Source organism: Rhodovulum sp. MB263 (assembly GCF_002073975.1).
GTDB lineage: Bacteria > Pseudomonadota > Alphaproteobacteria > Rhodobacterales > Rhodobacteraceae > Rhodovulum.
The window spans coordinates 2,972,953-2,994,573 of the sequence record NZ_CP020384.1; the positions used below are offsets into that span (position 1 = coordinate 2,972,953).

The 21,621-nt window shown below is 68.6% G+C and carries 14 protein-coding genes; 7 read left to right on the top strand and 7 right to left on the bottom strand.

What is annotated here, in order from left to right; genetic code table 11:
• Positions 1-2: 2 nt before the first annotated feature.
• The 4 genes from B5V46_RS13835 to B5V46_RS13850 form a co-directional block, all read right to left on the bottom strand.
• Entirely contained in the window at positions 3-920 is a 918-nt protein-coding gene (locus B5V46_RS13835; RefSeq protein ID WP_196774255.1) for a DUF4123 domain-containing protein, read from the bottom strand.
• A gap of 355 nt (positions 921-1,275) precedes the next feature.
• Positions 1,276-2,307, bottom strand: a complete 1,032-nt coding sequence (gene adhP / locus B5V46_RS13840) for an alcohol dehydrogenase AdhP (protein WP_080617141.1) — start codon at positions 2,305-2,307, stop codon at positions 1,276-1,278.
• Between the two features lie 77 nt (positions 2,308-2,384).
• Complete coding sequence (gene adh / locus B5V46_RS13845) at positions 2,385-3,905, bottom strand: aldehyde dehydrogenase (protein ID WP_080617142.1); 1,521 nt, start codon at positions 3,903-3,905, stop codon at positions 2,385-2,387.
• Positions 3,906-3,999: 94 nt separating this feature from the next.
• Positions 4,000-4,869, bottom strand: a complete 870-nt coding sequence (locus B5V46_RS13850; RefSeq protein ID WP_231119126.1) for a GAF domain-containing protein — start codon at positions 4,867-4,869, stop codon at positions 4,000-4,002.
• A gap of 1,721 nt (positions 4,870-6,590) precedes the next feature.
• On the opposite strand from B5V46_RS13850, the gene B5V46_RS13855 reads away from it, so the two are divergent.
• Together B5V46_RS13855 and B5V46_RS13860 are read left to right on the top strand one after the other, a co-directional pair.
• A complete protein-coding gene (locus B5V46_RS13855; protein ID WP_080617144.1) occupies positions 6,591-8,522 on the top strand; it encodes a monovalent cation:proton antiporter-2 (CPA2) family protein in 1,932 nt (643 codons plus the stop codon).
• 179 nt (positions 8,523-8,701) lie between these two features.
• Positions 8,702-10,213: a malonyl-CoA synthase gene (locus B5V46_RS13860; protein ID WP_080617145.1), complete on the top strand. Its 1,512-nt coding sequence runs from the start codon at positions 8,702-8,704 to the stop codon at positions 10,211-10,213.
• Between the two features lie 18 nt (positions 10,214-10,231).
• Here the strand turns inward: B5V46_RS13860 and B5V46_RS13865 are convergent, their stop codons facing one another.
• Positions 10,232-11,710, bottom strand: a complete 1,479-nt coding sequence (locus tag B5V46_RS13865) for an inorganic phosphate transporter (RefSeq protein ID WP_080617146.1) — start codon at positions 11,708-11,710, stop codon at positions 10,232-10,234.
• A gap of 471 nt (positions 11,711-12,181) precedes the next feature.
• Here B5V46_RS13865 and B5V46_RS13870 point away from each other — a divergent pair, with 471 nt between their 5' ends.
• The gene (locus tag B5V46_RS13870; protein ID WP_231119127.1) at positions 12,182-12,655 is read left to right on the top strand and encodes an NUDIX hydrolase; all 474 of its coding nucleotides are present in this window, start codon (positions 12,182-12,184) and stop codon (positions 12,653-12,655) included.
• Between the two features lie 146 nt (positions 12,656-12,801).
• A complete protein-coding gene (locus B5V46_RS13875) occupies positions 12,802-13,440 on the top strand; it encodes a nitrogen fixation protein NifQ (RefSeq protein WP_080617147.1) in 639 nt (212 codons plus the stop codon).
• Here B5V46_RS13875 and B5V46_RS13880 read toward each other — a convergent pair.
• Positions 13,419-16,646, bottom strand: a complete 3,228-nt coding sequence (locus B5V46_RS13880) for an efflux RND transporter permease subunit (protein WP_080617148.1) — start codon at positions 16,644-16,646, stop codon at positions 13,419-13,421. The genes B5V46_RS13875 and B5V46_RS13880 overlap by 22 nt on opposite strands.
• Positions 16,639-17,610, bottom strand: coding sequence for an efflux RND transporter periplasmic adaptor subunit (locus tag B5V46_RS13885; protein WP_080617149.1), 972 nt, complete (start codon positions 17,608-17,610; stop codon positions 16,639-16,641). The genes B5V46_RS13880 and B5V46_RS13885 overlap by 8 nt, the downstream gene beginning before the upstream one ends.
• A gap of 531 nt (positions 17,611-18,141) precedes the next feature.
• On the opposite strand from B5V46_RS13885, the gene B5V46_RS13890 reads away from it, so the two are divergent.
• The 3 genes from B5V46_RS13890 to B5V46_RS13900 all read left to right on the top strand — a co-directional run bounded on the left by B5V46_RS13890 (position 18,142) and on the right by B5V46_RS13900 (position 21,616).
• Positions 18,142-18,504 carry a hypothetical protein gene (locus tag B5V46_RS13890; protein WP_155774063.1) on the top strand — a complete coding sequence of 121 codons (363 nt, stop codon included), beginning with the start codon at positions 18,142-18,144 and terminating at the stop codon, positions 18,502-18,504.
• 66 nt (positions 18,505-18,570) lie between these two features.
• The gene (gene deoC / locus B5V46_RS13895) at positions 18,571-19,587 is read left to right on the top strand and encodes a deoxyribose-phosphate aldolase (RefSeq protein WP_080617151.1); all 1,017 of its coding nucleotides are present in this window, start codon (positions 18,571-18,573) and stop codon (positions 19,585-19,587) included.
• A 4-nt stretch (positions 19,588-19,591) separates the two neighbouring features.
• Complete coding sequence (locus tag B5V46_RS13900) at positions 19,592-21,616, top strand: aldehyde dehydrogenase family protein (protein ID WP_196774257.1); 2,025 nt, start codon at positions 19,592-19,594, stop codon at positions 21,614-21,616.
• Positions 21,617-21,621 lie beyond the last annotated feature (5 nt).

Genomic DNA, 21,621 nt, shown 5'->3' on the forward strand with positions numbered 1-21,621 from the left:
TCTCAGGCCTTGCCTTCAATCAGGCCGATCTGGTCCGTCAGGCGCCGCATCTTGTCGGCTTCGGGATGGGGCATCTCCAGAATGCGCCGCAGCTCGCCGGTCGGGTCCGTGCGCTCGAAGGGACCGGCGCAGTGAAGGTCCCAGGCGGCAAGCCGAAAGGCATTCCGCTTCTGGCGGATCCCGAATTCCCGTGCCCGCCCCACCGACCTGCGCAGGCCGCGCCGCAGGTCCTCGATTGCCAGCGCGCCGGTCTCGGCCGGAAAGGTCTCGGCCATGAGCCGTTCCATCTCGATCAGATCGTCCTCGACGCGGGCCCCGCGGATCGCCGCCAGCTCCGCGGCATCGAGGGTGAAGGCCGGGCGCGGGCTTGGCACGTCCGCACGCGATACAGGTCCCATATCCTCGACCTTAAGACCGTCCCGTCGCGGATCGGGGATCAGGAAGGCCTCGATCTGTCCGGTCTCGCGCGGAAAGAACCAGGGCGCGCGCCGGGCGGGCGATGTCAGCGCCTGAAAGTAGCTGGCGGCGGCGGCGGGCTCCCAGAACCGGAAGAAGAAGGCGGTGCCGTCGATGCTCACACGCAGGAACCTGCGCAGATGCTTGCGGAGCGCCCCGGCCGTCATTCCGGTTTCGATCAGGATCCCGGGCCGCTTGCGCCACATCGCCCAGTGCAGGTCGCCATCGTCGAGAAAATGCCGCAGCAGATCGCTGTCGCCTTCGAGCCGCACCAGATAGGGGGCCGCATCGGCAAGAGTTTCCGCCGCCGCCCCCTGGAACAGGCAAAGCGGCTCGTATCCGCGCCCCTCGAGCCGGTCGACCAGGCCGGGCAGACGGGCCGCATCCAGAAGCGCGAAGGTGGACCCCGACGCCGCGAGGTGCCTTTGCAGATCGCCCCTTGAAATGAAGCTCGTCCGAGACATTGAGCGCGATCTCCCCTTTGCCGCAAAGATCATCAAACTGTCCCCGGAGCATGCGCGGATCCGACGAAAGTGGAAAGCCTCATGACACTTCAGGAGGGGATGCGGATCGTGAAGCCAGACCATGTGCGCAGTTAGAAGATCGGCCGCGATGCCAGCCGGCGCTCCGGCAGTCGATCAGGGCCAGCCACCGATGCGAGCGCGCCAATGAGCTCCGGACATCCGGGGCGGGGAAAATCAGCTCCCATTGACGCGCCCGGAAAAGAGCGGCCACAGGCCGCAAAGGCGGCTTTGCCCCGAGGGGAAACGATCCGAAGAGAGGAGGGGCGGTCTTGCCCCTCCCCGCCATTCGCCGAATTCAGCCGGCGATCTCGATCACGGCCCGCCCGTCGATCTGACCCTTGTGCATCTTCTCGAAGACGCTGTTGACGTCTTCCAGCTTCACCGGGTTGATGATCGACTTGACCTTGCCATGCCCGGCAAAATCCAGTGCCTCCTGAAGATCGAGGCGGGTTCCCACGATCGAGCCCCGCACGGTGATCCCCGCCAGCACCATGTCGAAGACCGAGATCGGGAAAGAGCCCGGCGGCAAGCCGTTCATCGCGATCGTGCCGCCGCGGCGGACCATGTTCTCGGCCTGCTCGAAGGCCTTGAGACTGACGGCCGTGACAAGAACGCCATGTGCACCGCCATCGGTCTCCTTCTTGATCTTGGCGGCCGGGTCTTCCGTGGCGGCATTGGCCGTCAGCGTGGCGCCGAGATTTCGGGCCAGTTCCAGCTTGTGATCGTCGACATCGACGGCAGCGACGTTGAAGCCCATCGCCTTGGCATATTGCACGGCCAGGTGGCCGAGGCCGCCGATCCCCGAGATGACGACCCAGTTGCCGGGCCGGGCACCGGTCACCTTGAGGCCCTTGTAGACCGTCACCCCGGCACAGAGGATCGGGGCGATTTCGGTGAAGCCGACATTGTCCGGCAGATGTCCGACATAATTGGGATCGGCCACGACATATTCGGCGAAACCGCCATTCACCGAATAGCCGGTATTCTGCTGCGACTCGCACAGGGTCTCCCAGCCGCCCACGCAATGCTCGCAATGCCCGCAGGCCGTGTAGAGCCACGGGATGCCGACCCGATCGCCCTCCTTGACCCGGGTGACGCCCGCGCCGACGGCGGAGACATAGCCGACGCCTTCATGACCCGGAATGAAAGGCGGCTTCGGCTTGACGGGCCAGTCCCCCTCGGCCGCGTGAAGATCGGTATGGCAGATGCCCGAGGCCCGGATCGCGACCTGGATCTGTCCCGGCCCCGGCTCGGGAACAGGCACCTCATCCAGGCTCAGAGGTTTGCCGAATTCACGCACGACGGCGGCCTTCATGGTCTTCGCCATTGTCTTCCTCCCTTGGATCTATCTGGAAAAGGGGCCCGCCGACCGGCCGGCCGGCCGGGCCCGCGTCGGTGTCCCGGTCAGAAAAAGCCGAGCTTCTTGGGATTGTAGCTGACCAGCAGATTCTTCGTCTGCTGGTAGTGGTCGAGCATCATCGAATGGGTCTCGCGCCCGATCCCGGACTGCTTGTAGCCCCCGAACGCGGCATGGGCCGGATAGGCGTGGTAGCAATTGGTCCAGACGCGTCCGGCCTGGATGTTGCGGCCGAAATGGTAGCAGCGGTTCATGTCGCGGCTCCACACGCCCGAGCCCAGGCCGTAAAGCGTGTCATTGGCGATATGCAGCGCTTCTTCCTCGTCCTTGAAGGTCGTCACCGACACGACGGGGCCGAAGATCTCCTCCTGGAAGATGCGCATCCTGTTATTGCCGTGGAAAACGGTCGGCTGGACGAAATAGCCCCCTTCCAGCTCGCCGCCGAGATGGCTGCGCGCGCCGCCAACCAGCATTTCGGCGCCTTCCTCCTGGCCGATATCGATATAGGAGAGGATCTTCTCGAGCTGTTCGCTCGAGGCCTGCGCCCCGATCATCGTCTCCGGATCGAGCGGATGGCCCTGCTTGATCGCCTTCACGCGCTCCAGGGCCCGCTCCATGAAGCGGTCGTAGATCGACTCCTGGATCAGCGCGCGCGACGGGCAGGTGCAGACCTCGCCATTGTTGAGGGCGAACATCACGAAGCCTTCGACGGCCTTGTCGAAGAAATCGTCATCTTCCGCGCAGACGTCGTCGAAGAAGATGTTCGGCGACTTGCCGCCAAGCTCGAGCGTCACCGGAATGAGGTTCTGGCTGGCATATTGCATGATCAGCCGACCGGTCGAGGTCTCGCCGGTGAAGGCGATCTTCGCGATGCGCTTCGAGGACGCGAGGGGCTTGCCGGCCTCGAGCCCGAAGCCGTTGACCACGTTCAGGACGCCCTCGGGCAGAAGGTCGCCGATGATGTCCATCAGCACCATGATCGAGGCGGGCGTCTGCTCGGCCGGCTTCAGCACCACGCAATTGCCCGCGGCGAGGGCCGGAGCGAGCTTCCAGACCGCCATGAGGATCGGGAAATTCCACGGGATGATCTGGCCGACAACCCCCAGCGGCTCGTGGAAATGGTAGGCGATCGTTTCGTGATCGATTTCGGAAAGCGTGCCTTCCTGCGCCCGCACGCAGCCGGCGAAATAGCGGAAGTGATCGATCGCAAGCGGCAGGTCCGCGGCCTTGGTTTCCCGGATCGGCTTGCCATTATCCCAGGTCTCGGCCGTAGCGAGCAGATCGAGATTCTCCTCCATCCGGTCGGCAATGCGATTGAGGATATAGGCCCTCTGGGCGACATTGGTCTTGCCCCAGGCGTCCTTTGCCGCATGGGCCGCATCAAGGGCCGCCTCGATGTCTGCCGCCTCGGAGCGCGCGACCTCGCACAGCGTCTTGCCGGTAATCGGGGTGACATTGTCGAAATAGCGCCCCGACTTCGGCGCCACCCATTTGCCGCCGATGTAATTGTCGTAACGCGCGGCGAAAGGCGGCCTTGTCTGGTCGAAGGACCGTTCCAGTTTATTCATGGCTGTTCTCCCTTTGCGGGCGCCCCTGACAACGCAAAAGCGTTTCCTCCCGGGCGCATCCCGGACAACAGGATCGATGGCGCCCGGAGATCTGTCAGCCCCCGTCCGGCCGGAGAGAGAGGGCATCTGTCGCAGAAATGCGACAGGACGCCGCGGGATCTCGTGTCACCGCCTCCGGCCGTTTCGCAGCGGGTTTGCGATGGCCGAGTTTCCGATGAAAAGTCGCCCGCGAGATGCCCAGGATGCGCGCCGCCGCCGAGACATTGCCGCCGGTACGGGCGAGAGCGCGGGCCAGCACGGCGCGCTCTGCGTCCTCCAGGCTCTCGACACCGGGGATGCTCAGAAGATCGGAGGCCGGCACCGGCGCCCTGGCGAGGTCGCCCTTGAGGCCCAATGTCACCCGCGCGCTGTGGGAGGCGCCGATGGCAAGGTCGTCGGCATCCACGGCGACGAGCGCCCCCGGATTGTGCTCCAGCCCCGGGAGGGCCAGGATCCGCGCATGGGCAAAGCTGCGGCGGAAGGCTTCGGCCTCGATCCGCCGGGCCGCCTCGCGCACGCTCAGGGCGATGAGCCCGCCGAAGGTCTCGGTAAGATCGGTGCGACAGGACGAGACGTCGAGAACGCCGGCAAGCTCGCCATTATGGTCATGGATCGGCGCCGCCATGCAGCCGAGGGCTCCGTTGCGGGCAAAGAAATGCTGGTTGCGGTGCACGGTGACGGGGCGGCGCTCGATGGCGCAGGTGCCGATGCCGTTGGTGCCTTCGGTGGCTTCGCTCCACAATGCACCCGGCCACAATCCCCATTCCTCGAAGGTCGCATCGTCGCCGGCCTCGCCACGACGCTCGACCGGCACGCCGTCGCTGTCGGCGAGAAGCACGCAGCAGCCCGCGGCGCGGACGGCGCTGAAAAGCTGATCGAGACTGGCTCCGGCCGCGCGAATCCATGGTTCCATCCGCTCGCGCACATTGGCGAATTCGGCTTCGGTCAGCCGATGCGGCGGTTTCCTGTTGGCGGGATCAAGCCCGTAAAGGCGCGCAGACCGGCTCCAGGACGCCACCATCGGCGACCGGGCCGCGTTGCCCGCCGCAATTGCGGAATGAACAACATCGACGTGGGCACAAGTCTCGGACATCCCGAATTTCCTCCCATGGGTGTTCGATGCGCATCGCCTTGTTTGTTATGTCTGGCTTTTCTGACACATCGTCCGATTTAGACTTCCTGCTTGCTCCTTGGTTCTGCGGGGCACGAAGCGGGCCCTCTGCGAAGGGGCCCCCGGGCGATTGACGCGCCTTCTGGTGCTTGCCTGAGCTGAAGTATCCGCTGAATGTGCTTTTCAGCGCAAGAGCTGCCACTCTGCGCCTGTCCGCATCGGTGACATCGCCGGCTGAGAAACGAAGGCGCACACCTCTCGCCGCCCCTTGTTCGTGCGGCGGGGCAGGTCAGGCAGCGGAACGAGCCGCGGCTGGCCAGGCGACCGGTTTGATCGCGCGCCATGTCGAACCCGCCCCTGGCCACCTGTCCGGCGATCCGGAACGCCTCGGGCTGCACCGTCTCGGGCGGATAGAGAGATCGGCGATGCCTCAAACGAAAAAGCGGCCTGCCGCTAAGCAGAAAACCGATGCCCGGGCGTCTTCGGCCGCCACCCCCGCCGCCTCGGTCAGCCCGTGCAGGCAGGCGGTTGCCGCAGAGAGACGCAGGTTCGGCACATCGCGCCCCCCAATCCCCGGCCCATGGAGGTGGCAGCTCAAGCCGCCCCCGTATCGACACGTCCGAAGCGCATGGGCTTCGCAGACCCGCAGGCCTTCGCTCCCGCGCAGCCGACCGTTCGAGCTGCGCGAGGGAGCGTCTTCGCCGAAACGCATGACGAGCCTCTGGCACATCGCCCGGAGCCGGGCGGCATCGTCGAGCGCTATGACGGCCTCGCGGCGGCACGGCCCAGCCCCCCCCCCGCCCCGGAATATAGCAGCAGGACGCCGAGCGCAGCGAGGCCGCCCACGAGCATCCGATGGGGATCGGACGGGGATCGGGAGGGTCGCATGCCATCGGCATTGACCGGCACGAAGGCGGCCGGCCGGCATCGGCCCTGCGCGCTCGAAAGACCGGCGATGCACGATCCTGCAGCGGGATCGGTCAGGGCGGCACGAGACCGGACCTCCCGCCCCCGCCCATGCCGCGCGCCGAAATGCGCCTCCGCGTCTTGCTCATGAATGGTTTCAGGCCCTCGGCCAGACCGGGATCGGAATCGGGGCTTTGCCCGAGGCCTCAGATCGGGGGAAAGCTCGCCTCGAGACCCGGCGTGGCCGCGATCGCTGGCAAGGCCCCATCGCCAGGCCGTCTCCTGCGGGCGCCCGCACCCGCCAGCGCAAGACAGAAGGAAACGTCCCGCATCCGGCGACAGGATCCTGGCGGGGCGCGGAAGATCAGATCCCTCCGACCGGATTTGCAAGGGCAAGGCGCGGCCCGGATGCCCTCCGGTCCTGTCCGAGAGAGGGCCCCGGATCTCGCCCTGATCCCGGCGGCGGGGCGGCCGGAAAAAACCGCTTCTGCGACAACGCCCCCTCGGGGTGCGGGCCCACGGGTGCTTGCAGCACTCGCCTCAATCGTTAGGCTGCGCCAAGACGCGCAACCGCCGCCGCGCTCCGGCCCGAGGGCCACGCGGCAGCGCCGCCCCCGCCAGGACAGGTCATGGAAGGCTTTCTGCTAAACGCCACGCTCTACCTGCTGTGCATCGTGCTTGCGGTGCCTCTGGCCACGCGGCTGGGACTTGGCTCGGTGCTGGGCTATCTGCTGATCGGGCTGATGCTGGGCCCGGTGCTGGGCCTTGTCGGCGCCGAGATGGAGACGCTCCGCCATGTCTCGGAAATCGGCGTGGTGATGATGCTGTTCCTGATCGGGCTCGAGCTCGATCCGCGCGCGCTCTGGGCGATGCGCGACAAGCTGATCGGCATGGGCGGGTTGCAGGTGCTGGTCACCGTGGCGCTGGTCACCGCCGCCGCCACGGCCTTCGGCCAGACCTGGCAATCGGCGCTGGCGATGGGGATGATCTTCTCGCTGTCCTCGACCGCCATCGTGCTGCAGACCCTGACCGAGAAGAAGCTGATGAACACCCCCGGCGGGCGCAGCGCCTTCTCGGTGCTTCTGATGCAGGACATCGCGGTCATCCCGATGCTGGCGATCATGCCCTTCCTCGCCTCGCCCGAGACCCGCGCGGCCGGTGCCGAGGGCGGCCATGGCGCGATGCATCTGATCGGGAGCCTGCCGGCCTGGGGGGTGACGCTGGTCACGCTGGGTGCGGTCGCGGGCACGGTGCTGGCCGGCCATTACCTGGTGCGCCCGCTCTACCGCTATGTGCAGGCGGCGCGGCTGCGCGAGCTGAACACGGCAATGGCGCTGGTGATCGTGGCGGGCATCGCCTCGCTGATGCTGATGGTGGGGCTCTCGCCCGCGCTGGGCACCTTCCTTGCCGGCGTGGTGCTGGCCAATTCGGAATTCCGCCACGAGCTGGAAAGCTCGATCGAGCCGTTCAAGGGCCTGCTGCTGGGGCTGTTCTTCATCACCGTCGGCGCGGGCATGGATTTCTCGGTATTCTGGGCCGCGCCGATCCTGTTGCCGGTCTATGTGACGGGCCTCGTGATGATCAAGGTGGCCGTGCTTTACGGGCTTGCCATGGCATTCCGGCTCGATCGGTCGAACCGCTGGCTGTTCACGTTGGGGCTCGCGCAGGCGGGCGAGTTCGGCTTCGTGCTGGTGGGCTTTGCCTCGACCCAGCGGATCATGCCGCCCGAGATCGTCACCATGTCGAGCCTGGTCATCGCGCTGTCGATGCTGATCACGCCCGCGCTCTTCATCCTGCATGACGTGATCGCGAAGGTGCTGCAGAGACGCGGCGGCGCCCGGCCCGCGGCGGATCAGATCGACGAGATCCATCCCGTCATCATCGCCGGGATCGACCGGTTCGGACTGACGGTGAACCGGATGATCGCGCTGACCGGCGGCAAGACCACCGCCATCGACGACGATCTGCGGGCGGTGCGGCGGGTGCGCAAGCTGGGCTTCAAGGCCTATTACGGCGACGCGACCCGGCCCGCTCTGCTGGCCTCGGCCGGCATCGACACCGCCGAGGTGCTGGTCGTGTGCATCGGCGATGCCCAGGCAGCGACCACGCTGGTGCGCTATGCCCGGCGGATCCGGCCCGATCTGTTCATCATCGCCCGCGCCCGCGACCGCGAACATGTCTTCGAGCTTTACCGTGCCGGCGCCGACGAGACCGTGCGCGAGGTCTATGACAGCGCACTGCGCTGCGGGCGGCAGGTGCTCGAACGCTCGGGACTGTCCGCCTATGAGGCCGAGAATGCCGAACGCACGCTGGTCACCTTCGACCGCACCGCGCTGCGCGACCTGGCCAAGGTCTGGCGCCCCGGCGTGCCGCTCGAGGATAATGCCGATTACATCGAGCTGAACCGGCGGCTGCAGGCCGATCTGGAACATGCCTTCGCCGAGACCCTGCTGCACGAGGCGCCGCCGCCCCGGAGCCAGACCGAACCGACCTCTCCCGCCGACATCCTGGCCGAGGCCGATGGCAATCCCGAACGCCAGACCGGCGGCAGCGGGACCTGAAGGCCATGCCCCATGCCGGGCCCCAGAGCTGACCCCGCATCGCAGCGGTCGCCGGGCACCGTGACGCAGGGTGTCCCGCTTGCCGGGGTTTACGCAGGCCCCCCGACGCGCGCAGGATCGAAACAGGTTCCGGCGTGGCGCGCGCGCCCGGGCAATACCCAGACCTGCGGAGGCAGACCTTGATCAACCCGCTTTACGACCGGCTCTTCGGCCGCCATGCCGGGCGCGAGACGCCCTTCCTGCATCTGCCCGACGGGCGCAGCCTGACCCATGCGACCTTTCTGGCGCTGGCCGCGCGCCATGCCCATGCCCTGAACGCCTTCGGGCTCGGCCCCGGCGACCGGCTGGCGGTGCAGGTCGAGAAATCGGCAGAGGCGCTGGCGCTTTATGCCGCCTGCCTGCAGGCGGGGGTAATCTTCCTGCCGCTCAACACCGCTTATACCCCGGCCGAGCTTGCCTATTTCATCGGCGACAGCGGCGCCCGGCTGGTCATCTGCGATGGCCGCCGGATGGGCGAACTTGTGCCGGGGGCCGAGGCCGCGGGCGCCCGCGTCGCCGCGCTGAATGCCGATGGCAGCGGCAGCTTCGCGGTGATCGCGGCGACGAAATCCGAAACCTTTCCCACCGTGGCGCGCGCGCCCGACGATCTGGCCGCGCTGCTTTACACCTCGGGCACCACCGGGCGTTCGAAAGGGGCGATGCTGAGCCAGCAAAACCTGCTGTCGAATGCCGAGGTGCTGACCGAGGCCTGGCGCTTTACCGAGGCCGATGTGCTCCTGCATGCGCTGCCGATCTTCCACACCCATGGCCTGTTCGTGGCGACCAACATCATGCTGCTGGCGGGCGGCGCGATGATCCTGCTGCCGAAATTCGACACCGAAGCGGTGATCGCCGCCCTGCCGCGCGCCACCGCCATGATGGGGGTCCCGACCTTCTATACCCGGCTGCTGGGCGATCCGCGGTTCGACCGCGCGCTCTGCGCCCATATCCGGCTGTTCGTCTCGGGCAGCGCGCCGCTTCTGGCCGAGACCCACCGCGCCTTCGAGGCCCGCACCGGACAGCGCATCCTCGAACGCTACGGCATGACGGAAACCAACATGTCGACCTCGAACCCCTATGACGGAGAGCGGATCGCGGGCACCGTCGGCCTGCCGCTGCCGGGCGTCGAGCTTCGGATCGCCGATCCCGACACCCGGGCCGAGCTGCCGCAGGGCGAGATCGGCCAGATCGAGGTGCGGGGACCCAATGTCTTTCAGGGCTACTGGCAGATGCCCGAGAAGACCCGCGAAGAGCTGTGCGAGGACGGCTTCTTCCTGACCGGCGATCTCGGGACGGTGGATGCCAGGGGCTATGTCCGGATCGTCGGCCGGGCCAAGGACCTGATCATCTCGGGCGGGCTCAACGTCTACCCGAAAGAGATCGAGGAGGAGCTCGACGCCCAGCCCGGCGTGCTGGAAAGCGCGGTGATCGGGGTGCCCCATCCCGATCTGGGCGAGGCGGTGCTGGCAGTGCTGGTCCCTGCGCCGGGCGAAACGCCCGACCTCCCGGCCATCGCCGGGGCGCTTGCCACGCGGCTTGCGGGCTTCAAGCGGCCGAAGCGGCTCGAGCTGATCGGGGCACTGCCCCGCAACGCCATGGGCAAGGTTCAGAAGGCCGCGCTGCGCCAAACCTATCGCGACAGCTTCGCCTGAGAGGCCGGACGGCCCTGCCTATTGCAGGGCCGAGATCGCCAGGAACATCCCGCCCGACAGCACGGCCGTCGCCGGAACGGTCACCCCCCAGGCGGCGATGACGGTCATGAAATGCGACCGGCGCACCAGCTTGCGGCGGCGACGCTCCTCGGGGCCGAGCCGCTTGGCGCCGGGCTTGGTCAGGTTCGCCTTGCGCAGGCGCCGCTCGGCATGCCATTCGCGGAAGAAGCCCACGCCGAACACGCCGCCCACCGCGATATGGGTCGAGCTGACCGGCAGGCCCAGCCAGGAGGCGACGATCACCGTCATGGCCGCCGACAGCGCCACGCAATAGGCGCGCATCGGGTTCAGCTTGGTGATCTGGCTGCCGACCATGCGAATGAGCTTGGGTCCGAACAGCACCAGTCCGAACGAGATGCCGAAGGCGCCGATCACCATGACCCAGACCGGGATCGCCACCTCGCCCGAGATCTCTCCGGCCTGCTGGGCATGGACGATGGCGGCCAGCGGCCCGACCGCATTGGCCACGTCATTGGCGCCATGGGCAAAGGACAGAAGCCCGGCCGAGATCACCAGCGGCGCCGCGAACAGCAGCTTGAGCGAACGGTTGCGGTTTTCAAGCCCGCGCGACTGGCGCCGGATCAGCGGCACCGCGCCCAGCCCCGAGGCGATGCCGACGACAAGACCGATCACGACGGCATGGCCGATGGTGACATCGAAAAGATGCTTGAGCCCCTTCAGCGCCAGATAGGTGGCGAAGGTGGCTGCCATCACCCCGATCAGCACCGGCACCCAGGTCCTTGCCGCGGCGATCTTGTCGTCGCGATAGATCACCCGCCACTTGATGAAGGCCAGCATGCCCGCTGCGATCACCCCGCCCAGGACCGGCGAGATCACCCAGCTCAGGGCGATGGCGCCCATGGTCGGCCAGTTGACCGCGGCGATACCCACCGCGGCCACGCCCGCGCCCAGGACGCCGCCCACCACCGAATGGGTGGTCGAGACCGGGGCCCCGATCCAGGTGGCGATATTGACCCAGACCGCGGCCGCCAGCAAAGCGGCCATCATCGCCCAGGTGAAAGTACCGGAATCGGCCACGCTCTCGGGCGCGATGATGCCTTTCGAGATGGTCGAGACCACGTCGCCGCCCGCGATGAGCGCCCCCGCGCTTTCGCAGATCGCCGCGATGGCGATGGCACCCGCCATCGACAGCGCATTGGCCCCCACAGCCGGGCCCATGTTGTTCGCGACATCATTGGCACCGATATTCAGCGCCATGTAGGCGCCGAAGGCGGCGGCAGCCACGACGAACAGCATGCCGGGCGTGTTTCCGGTCACCAGCGCCGCGCCCAGCGCCGCGATCACGATGAAAGCCAGCGAGACCCCGACGCCCAGAAGCGGGCGCGACACGGTCTGCGCGGCGATTTCGACCCGCGACAGGCGCTTGAGGTCCTTGTCCAGTGTCTTCCACTGGCGGTCCTTGTAGGTCTCTGACAAGGGAAGCCTTTCCTTGCTCGGCCATCCTTTAGCGGGCAGTTTCCCGAAGGCCCGCCCACCAGCAGGTCTGGCAGGAGAGCGGCACCCGCGGACGGTCTGTCCCGGGCGGCTGAATGTCACCGAAACGGCCCATTCACAACCCCTGCCGCTGCAGCGGCGCGAGTCTTTTGCATGACAATCCGGCCAAAGACCGCCCTTGGGGTGACCGTCCTGCGACGCATGACGCTTTCCTGTTGCACTCATGGGCCAAGATCACATCTATGTCGCGAAACGGCCGGGCACCCCCGGCAAGCCTGTCACCGGCAGGCATGTCACCGGCGGGCAGCGGCCCCGGACAAGCACTGGACAGGCCCGGGACAGCGCCCGTGCAGGCCGCAGCAATCAGGGACGCGACCGCATCGCCGGGTTCGGACAGACGCGGTTCAGATGGGCGCGGTTCGGACGGGCGCGGGAAAGGGACTGGACGCAGATTTGGCGATCGAAAGACAGCTTCCGCTCGGCCGCCAGATCGCGGCCCTGCCATTGCGGCTCGACAAGAAAGGCCGTCCGGACGTGCTGATGGTCACCTCGCGCGGGACCGGGCGCTGGGTCGTACCCAAGGGCTGGACGATGGAGGGCTGCCCGCCCTGGGTCGCGGCCGGGATCGAGGCGCTGGAGGAGGCCGGCGCCGAGGGCCGTATCTCCTCTCACAGCATCGGCAGCTACGAATATGACAAGCGGCTCGAGGATGGCAGCGTACTGCGCTGCCGGGTCGAGGTGTTCCCGATGCTGGTCTGCAAGCTCAGACGCAACTGGAAAGAACGCCACCAGCGCACGCGGCGCTGGTTCGCGCCCAAGGCCGCGGCCCGGCGCGTCGACGAACCCGAACTGGCAGCACTGCTCAGGGGGCTCTCGCGCAAGCCCGAAAAGCTGCCGGTGATCCGCGACCTGCTCGGGCCGGACTAACCCACCCTGCCCCGATCCGCGCAGCGATGCCCCGGGCGGCAGTCCTGCCCGGAAAAGCGGCAAAGGCGCACGGACCGGAGCGCAACCGCGACTACCTGTTGACGCGGCGCACGCCCCGGGCGGAGGCTTCCGCAAGGAGCCCCGCGATGACAGCAGATGACGCCTATGAAGGATTGATGGCCGGCACGGCCCGCAGCCGCGGTCCGGACGCGGCCGATCTTCATGCCGTCGCCTCGATCCTCGCGCTGGCCCTGTCCGAAGCGGCATCGCCCGGGGATCTGCCCGCGCATTGCGGACTGGAGGCCCAGGCGCTGGCCGAGCTGCTCGGCTCCCTCTTTCCCGCCGCGCCGCCGGAATTTCGCAGTGGCAGAAGCTCCGCCCCCCGCAGCGTCGAGGAAGACTCGGTGCGGAGCCTGCTTCTGGCCCATTCCTCTTCGACCCCGCTGGCCCGGCCGCTCGCCGCGATGATCGCCCGCCGCGCGATGGAGCCGGACCATCTCTGGCAGGACCTGGGGCTGCGGAACCGGAAGGAACTCTCGGCGCTGCTGACCCGGCATTTCGGCCAGCTTGCCGCGAAGAACACCGCCAACATGAAATGGAAGCGGTTCTTCTACCGGCTGATCTGCGAAGATGAGGGCTTCGTTCTCTGCGCGGTGCCGGTCTGCACCGACTGCGCCGATTTCGACATGTGCTTCGGCGAGGAAAGCGGCGAGGCGAGGCTGGCCCGCGCGGGTCGGGCCGCCCCCTCGGGACAGCCCCCCGCTCAGGTCCTGAAGATGCGGTAGATCGCCGGGATCACCAGCACCGTCAGCATGGTCGACGAGGCCAGCCCGAACAAAAGCGACAGCGCGAGCCCCTGAAAGATCGGGTCCGCCAGGATCACCGCCGCCCCGATCATCGCCGCAAGCGCGGTCAGCAGGATCGGCTTGACCCGTGTCGCCCCGGCCTCGATCAGCGTCTCGACCGTGATCCGGCCCTCGGGGTCCGCATGGCGGATGAAATCGACCAGCAGGATAGAGTTCCGCACGATGATCCCCGCCAGCGCGATGAAGCCGATCATCGAGGTCGCGGTGAAGGGCGCATGGAACAGCCAGTGCCCCAACATGATGCCCGGAAAGGTCAGCGGCACCGGCGTCAGCACCACCAAGGGCAGCCGGAACGACCCGAACTGCGCCACGACGAGGATGTAGATCCCGACCAGCGCCACCCCGAAGGCCGCGCCCATGTCGCGGAAGGTGACCCAGGTCACCTCCCATTCGCCGTCCCACAGGAGGACCGGCTTGTCCTCCGACAACGGCTGGCCATGCAGGCGGATCTCGGGCGCAGGCAGGCCCAGCGCCGCCCAGTCGACCCGGGCAAGCCGGTCCCCGACCGCCAACATGCCGTAAAGCGGTGCCTCGAAATCGCCCGCCAGATCGGCCTGCACCATCTCGGCATAGCGCCCGTTATGGCGGAAGATCGGGAACGAGGCCGCTTCCCCGGTCAGATGCACCACATCGCCCAACTCGACCACGCCGCGCCCGCCGGGCAGCACGTTGGCCGGAACCGGCGTCGCCAGCGCGCGCTCGTCCAGCACCCGGTCGGCCTTGTCGCGCGCGACCACGATGGGGATCGGCGCCCGCCCCGCGCCGCGATGCGAATAGCCGACCGTGGTGGCGCCGTTCAGCATCCTGAGCGTATCGAGCGCATCGGCCTCGGCGACATCGAAGAAGGCCAGATCGGACGGATCGGCCTCGGCCCGGATGCGACGGGCGCGGGTGCCGAAGCTGTCATCGACATCGACGATGAAGGGCGTGTCCTCGAAGGCCTGCCGGACCCGGGCCGCAACCGCGCGGCGGGTGTCGCCATCGGGGCCGTAGATCTCGGCCAGCAGCGTGGCGATGACGGGCGGGCCGGGCGGCGGCTCGACCACCTTCAGCACGGTGCCCGCGGGCAGCTCGAGCGTCCCCAGCCGTTGGCGCAGGTCAAGCGCGATGGCATGGCTTGTCCGGTCGCGCGCCTCCTTGGGCGAGAGGTTCACCTGCACATCGCCCTGTTCGGGGCTTTCACGCAGGAAGTAATGCCGGACGAGCCCGTTGAAGTTGAAGGGCGCGGCGGTGCCGGCATGGGTCTGGGCCGAGACCGCCTCGGGCATGGCCAGCGCCACCCTGGCGGCTGCCTGCGCCACCGCGTCGGTCGCCTCGACCGAGGCGCCCTCCGGCAGGTTGATGACGATGGCCAGTTCCGACTTGTTGTCGAAGGGCAGAAGCTTGACCGTCACATCGCGGGTATAAAGCGCGGCCATCGACCCAAAGGACACGGTCGCCACGCCCAACAGGAAAACGAGGCTGATCCATTTGCGCGACAGGATCGGCCGCACGACATGGGCGTAAAGCCGCCCCAGCCGCCCGCCCGGATGGCCGTGGCCTGCGCCCTCGGCGGGGACGGGCGCCCGGCCCGCGATCTTCAGCATCAGCCAGGGCGTGATCGTCACCGCGACGAAGAAGGAAAAGATCATCGCGGCCGAGGCATTGGCGGGGATCGGGCTCATGTAGGGCCCCATCATCCCCGAGACGAACAGCATCGGCAAAAGCGCCACGACCACCGTCAGGGTCGCGACGATGGTCGGGTTGCCGACCTCGGCCACGGCCTCGACCGCCGCCCGCACCCGGCTGTCGCCCGGTTTCATCATGCCCCAGTGCCGGGCGATGTTCTCGATCACCACGATGGCGTCATCGACCAGGATGCCGATGGAGAAGATCAGCGCGAACAGCGACACCCGGTTCAGCGTGTAGCCCATGGCATGGGCGGCAAAGAGCGTCAGCAGGATCGTCACCGGAATGACGATGGCCACCACCAGCGCCTCGCGCCAACCGATGGCAAACAGCACCAAAGCCACGATCGAGACCGTCGCCAGCCCCAGATGGAACAGAAGCTCGTTGGCCTTCTCGGACGCGGTGTGCCCGTAATCGCGCGTGACCTCGACCGCGACCGTATCGGGGATGAGCCCGCCCTTCATCTGCTCAAGCCGGGCCAGCACCTGTTCGCCGACCACCACGGCATTGGCGCCCGCCCGCTTGGCCAGCGCCAGCGTGACCGCGGGCCGACGCACGATCTCGCCATCCGGGCCGCGGGCGAGGCTTGCCACATGGTGTTCGTCCAGATCCGAGACAAAACCGATCTCGGCCAGATCGCGCAGATAGACGGTGCGGCCGTCGCGCGCGGTCAGTTCCAGATTGCCGATCTCGGCCGGGCTCGCCAGCGTCCGGCCCAGCACCAGCCCGACCTGCTGGCCGCCATCGCGCACCAGCCCGGCCGGGGCGGCGGCATTGGCCCCCGCCACCTTCTGCGACAGCTCCTGCAGCGTGATCCCGTAAAGCGCCAGCTTCTGCGGGTCGGGGGCGACGCGCAGTGCCTCTTCGGTTTCGCCGACAAGATAGGTCAGCCCGACATCCTCGATCCGGACCAGCTCGGTCTCGGCCTCGCGGGCGATCCGGGTCAGATCGGCCGCGGTCACCGCGCTCTGACCGAAGGTGGGCGTGAAGGTCAGCGTGACGATGGCCACGTCGTTGATGCCGCGCCCCACGACCAGGGGTTCGGGGATACCGACCGGGATGCGGTCCATATTGGCCAGGATCTTGTCGCGCACGCGCAAGATCGCGGTATCCTGGCTCAGCCCCACCCTGAAGCGCACGGTCACCATCGCCCGGTCGTCATAGGTCTGCGAATAGACATGCTCGACCTCGTCGATGCCCTTGACGATGGTCTCGAGCGGCTCTGTCACCAGCTTGACCGCGTCGACGGCCCGAAGCCCGTCGGCCCGAACATGGATATCGACCAGCGGCACCGAGATCTGCGGCTCTTCCTCGCGCGGCAGCGCGATCAGCGCGATCAGCCCCAGCGCCAGTGCCGCCAGCAGCAGAAGCGGCGTCAGAGGCGAGCGGATGAAGCCCCTGGTAAGATATCCGGCCAGGCCGAGGCGGCGGGCGGCGGTGCGCGGCGCGTCATTCATCGGGGCTCACCACGCGGTCGCCGGCTTCAAGCCCGGTCAGGATCTCGACCCGGTCGCGGCCGTCATGGGTGAGGCGCTCGCCCGGCACGACCACGCGTTCTACCGGACCATCGGGTCCCCTCACCGCGACGAAATCAAGCCCGCCGCGATGCGTCACCGCCCCCGGCGGCACCAGCAGCGCCTGCCGCGTGCCGACAGGCAGCCGGACCGGCACCCGGCGCCCGACGAAGCGGCCGTCGAGCCCCTCGACCTCGACATCGGCCAGCACCCGGCCGCCCTCGATCTGCGGATAGATCTTGACCAGCCGCCCGCTCTGGCGGTCGCGTCCGCTGCCGACGGCGATCCGGTCGCCCGGGCGCAACGCCAGCGCATGGCGTTCGGGGATCGCGAGGCGCAGGAACAGCCCGCCGCCGCCGATCTCGGCCAGGCTGTCGCCCGCCACCAGCACCGAGCCGGGCGAAACGGGCACCGAGAGCACCAGCCCGCTGCCGGGCGACAGCACCGCCCCCTCGGCGACCTGCTCCTCGATCACCCGGCGCTGGGCGGCCGTGCTGTCGATCTGGCCCTCGAGCTCGGCCACCTCGGTCGCAAGCTGGTCGAGCCGCTGCCGGGTGACGACGCCGCGTTCGCTGAGCGCCCTGCCCCGGTCGAGATCGCGTCTTGCGGTCTCGAGCTGTTTGGTCAGCGCCGTCAGCGTCGCGTCGAGCGCGCGCATCTGGAAGACGAGCTTGTCATCCTCGATCCGCGCGATTTCCTGCCCGGCCTCGACCGGATCGCCCTCGGTCACGGTCAACGAGACCACCGTACCGCCGATCCGGCTGCGCGCGGGCACCCGGTTGCGGGCCTCGACCTCGCCATAGACCGGCTTCCATTCGGTGATCGTCACCGGCGCCAGAACTGTTTCGGCCGCGGCGGCGGGCAGGGCCGCCAGAAGCACGAGAATCAAAGCGAGTCGTCGGCACATCGCCATATCTCCTTTCAGGCACCGTCTTCCCTGGGCACGAGGTCCGGACACTGGGCCCGGACGTTTGGCCCGGGCGACCCCCGCGATGGACCTGTCACGGCAAAACAGATGCAATTTATTGAATACATGAAGCGGATTGCCCGGATTTGCAAGGCCCCGCGCCCCGGATGTCCCGGCGCCGCCCCGATCCATCCGGAGAAGGCCAGGCTTTTCCGCCGGATACCCGAAATCGCAGCAAAGGCGCCATTGCCGGACGGCCTCCGCTGCGACATCGCGCCCCGGCCGCCCACCGCCGGAATCCTGCCTGAAACCGGCCAGGAGGCGCGCGGCGATCCGCCTAAAACACACCCGAAAAGCTTGTTCGCTTTTGCCCCCCCGCCTATCCTGAAGACCTTCCGGAGGGCCGTAGGAGGCGGCACCGACGCGCACCGCATTGAAGCCAGTCAGATTGAATTGACCAGTAAGCCGGGCTGGCGGGCACCCGGCCCTTCGCCCAGCCTTGTGACCCGGATGATTTCGATGTTTCACAACATGCCAGAGCCCAGCCCTATCGTATCGAAGGCAAATCCCTCCGAGAGTCTGACCGAGTTCGCACTCGAATCGCTTCTGGCATCGCCCGAAGGCTGGCGGTCCTTCGCGCGCGACAGCGTCTTCGACTGGCCCGATGTGCCGCCGCTGGCGCTGATCTTCGCGCTCGTCAATGCCTCGGCACAGATCGAGGCGATCTTCTCGGAAGGCAGCCCGGCACGCAGCGCCGCACAGACCGGGTTCCGGCTGGCGGGGCTGCTCTCGGCCGATCTCTACGCCATGCAGAGCCTCGGCCTGCCGCATGCCCGCGCCGCCGACTTCTCGGATTACTGGCACAGTTCCGACCCCTATTTCCTGACCCTCTGAGCGCGCTTGAACCCCCGGCCTCCGGCATGTCACCAAGGGCAGCAGAGATCCGCAGGGAGCGCGCGCATGACCCGCAACGAGGACAAGACACCGGCCAGGACACCGGACGTGGCCGCCAGCCCTGCGCTGCCGCAGCTGGCGCCTGCCCGCAATGGCGGCCTGCCGCTCGACACCGGCTGGATCGCATCGACCCGGGTGAACCGCCCGGCGGCCGAACGCCATGTCGCGGGTCTGGCAGCGCGACGGCCGGCCGATCCGGCCACCGAGGCCGCCTGGCTTCTGCGCGCGGTCGGGCTGATCGACCTCACGACGCTGTCGGGCGACGACACGCCGGGCCGGGTGCGCCAGCTCTGCGCCAAGGCCCGGAACCCGCTTCGGGCCGATCTGCGCGCGGCGCTCGGCGCGGGGCCGGTCACGACGGCCGCGATCTGCGTCTATCACGAGATGATCGCCCCTGCCCTCGTCGCGCTCGAGGGCTCGGGGCTGCCGGTCGCGGCGGTCTCGACCGGCTTTCCCGCCGGGCTGTCGCCCTTTTCCACCCGGCTGGCCGAGATCGAGGCCAGCGTGGCGGCCGGCGCCTCGGAGATCGACATCGTGATCTCGCGCCGCCACGTCCTTCTGGGCGACTGGCAGGCGCTTTATGACGAGATCGCGGCCTTTCGCGCCGCCTGCGGGTGCGCCCATATGAAGGCGATCCTTGCGACGGGCGAGCTGGGCACGCTGACCAATGTCGCCCGCGCCAGTCTGGTGGCGATGATGGCGGGGGCCGATTTCATCAAGACCTCGACCGGCAAGGAGCCGGTGAACGCGACCCTGCCGGTCGGGCTGACCATGTGCCGGATGATCCGCGCCTATCGCGAGGCGACGGGGGTCAGCGTGGGCCTCAAGCCTGCGGGCGGGATCTCGGCCGCCAGCGATGCGCTCGACTGGCTGGGGCTGGTGGGCGAGGAACTCGGGCCGCGCTGGCAGGAACCCGCGCTCTTCCGCTTCGGCGCCTCCTCGCTTCTGGGCGCGATCGAGCGGCGGCTGGACGAGATTGCCTTCGGGGCGGGCAGCACTCCGCGCCGCCATGCGGCGGGTTAGGGCGATGGCGCCGACCGCCCTCGACCGCGGCCCGGGCCGCGCTACCGATGCTGAGGCCCGCGCCTGGATCGGCCGGCATGACGGCCGTTTCGGGCCCTGGATCGCCGGATCGCTCCGCCCCGGCGCGGATACCGCCACGATCTGCTCTCCGGCGAGCGGCGCCGAGCTTGCCCGTCTGGCCGATGCAAGCTCCGCCGATCTCGCCGAGGCGCGCGCGGCAGCGGCGGCGGCCCAGCCGCTCTGGGCCGCGCTGCCCGGCACCGTGCGGGCGCGGCATCTGCAGGACTGGGCCGGGGAAATCGCCGCGCGGGAGGGATGTCTGGCACAGCTTCTGGCGCTCGAGACCGGGCGCCCGGTCCGGGCCTGTCGTCGCTGGCTGAGCAGAGACCTCGCAGCCCTCCGGCAAACCGCCGACAGCCTTCTGGCGGGCGCCGCCGACCGGCCCGGTTCTGCCCCGCTCGGGCTTGTCGCGCCAGAGCTGGAGCCAGGCCCCTCGCTCGGACGGATCGCCCCGGCGCTGGCCGCGGGAAATGCCGCGATCCTTGCGCCCGGGCCAGCCGATGGACGACTGGCCATGCTTTGCCTCGCCGACGTCGCCGGAACGGCCGGGCTGCCTGCCGGGCTGCTTTCCGTTCTTCCTGGCGCCGCAGAGGCCTTGTCCGACCTGGCGCGGCCTCCCATCGCGACATTGCGCGGACCCTGCCTGCATCTGGTGCTGGAGGATGCCGATCTCGATGCCGCCGCCGACGCCATCGCGGGCCTGCTGGGCGATCCGCCGCCCGGAACCGCCGGTCACTGGCTGCTGGTGCAGGACTCCGTCGCCGAACGGCTCCATGCCCGGCTGGCCGGACGGATGGCCCGGCTGATCGTCGGCGACCCGCTCGATCCGGCCACCGATCTGGGGCCGCTGCCCGATGCGGCGCTCCGCGACCGGCTGAGCACCGCGCTGGCCGAGACCGGCGGCGTCACGATCCAGCCCCTGCCGCGCCTGCCCGAGAGCGGCGCCTTCATGGCCCCGGCCCTGATCACCGGACTCGCGCCCGCGATGCCCGAGGTCACGACCGGCCTGCCCGGCCCGGTGCTCCTGTCGATGAGCTTCCGGACCCCGGCCGAGGCCATCCGGCTGGCCAATGCCATCCCGCCTGCCCCGGCCGCGAGCCTCTGGAGCGAAACGCTGGCAACCGCGCTCGATATGGCAACCGCACTCGAGGCCGGGACGGTCTCTGTCAACGGCGCCGATCTCGACCCCGCCCCCGATCCGCTGGAGCTGTGGCAAAGGCCTGCGGGCCTTGCCCCGGCCCGGCCCGAAGCCGCCGCCACAGGCCCCGCGCCTGCACCATCGGCCGCATTGACAGCAGCCCGCAAAATGCAGCCCGGCTGGGCCGGGCGCAGCGCCGCCGAACGGGCCGCGATCCTGACCCGCGCCGCCAAATTTATCGCGGAACGCGCCGCAGGCCCGGCCGAGCGGCTGGCCCGCGCGGCCGGAACGGCCGCGACCGCCCACGCCCCCTGGGCCGAAGCGCAGGGCAGCGCCACCCTGACCCGGCACAGGCCGCTTGGCGTGATCGCCCTGCTTTGCCCCGAGCTTTGCCCAGCGCCTTGCCCCGCGCCTTGCCCGGCACCTTTAACCGAGGCCGCGCTGCCGCTGGCCTCGATCCTGGGACCGGTTCTGGCAACGGGCAATGGCGCGCTGGTGCATCCCGGCGCGGGCACCGGGACCGAGGCCCGGGCTCTGATCGGAGCCCTCGAAGCCTCCGGGATGCCGAAGGGACTGGTGGGGATCGTGTCGGGGCCGCGCGCAGACCTCGCCTCCGGGCTTGCCGCGAGGGTCGATCTGGATGCGCTCTGGTGTTTCGGCGCCTCGGATCTGCCGGAAGACCTGCCGGCACGGGCGGCCGCGAGCGGAAAGGCACTCTGGCTTTCAGAGACCGGCACCCCCGAAACCTGGAGCGGTCCCGGAGGCGCGGGCGATCTGTTCAGGATTGCCGCCGGACGGTTCCGGACCCTCCGGCTGAGCTGGGGCGCCTGACCGCG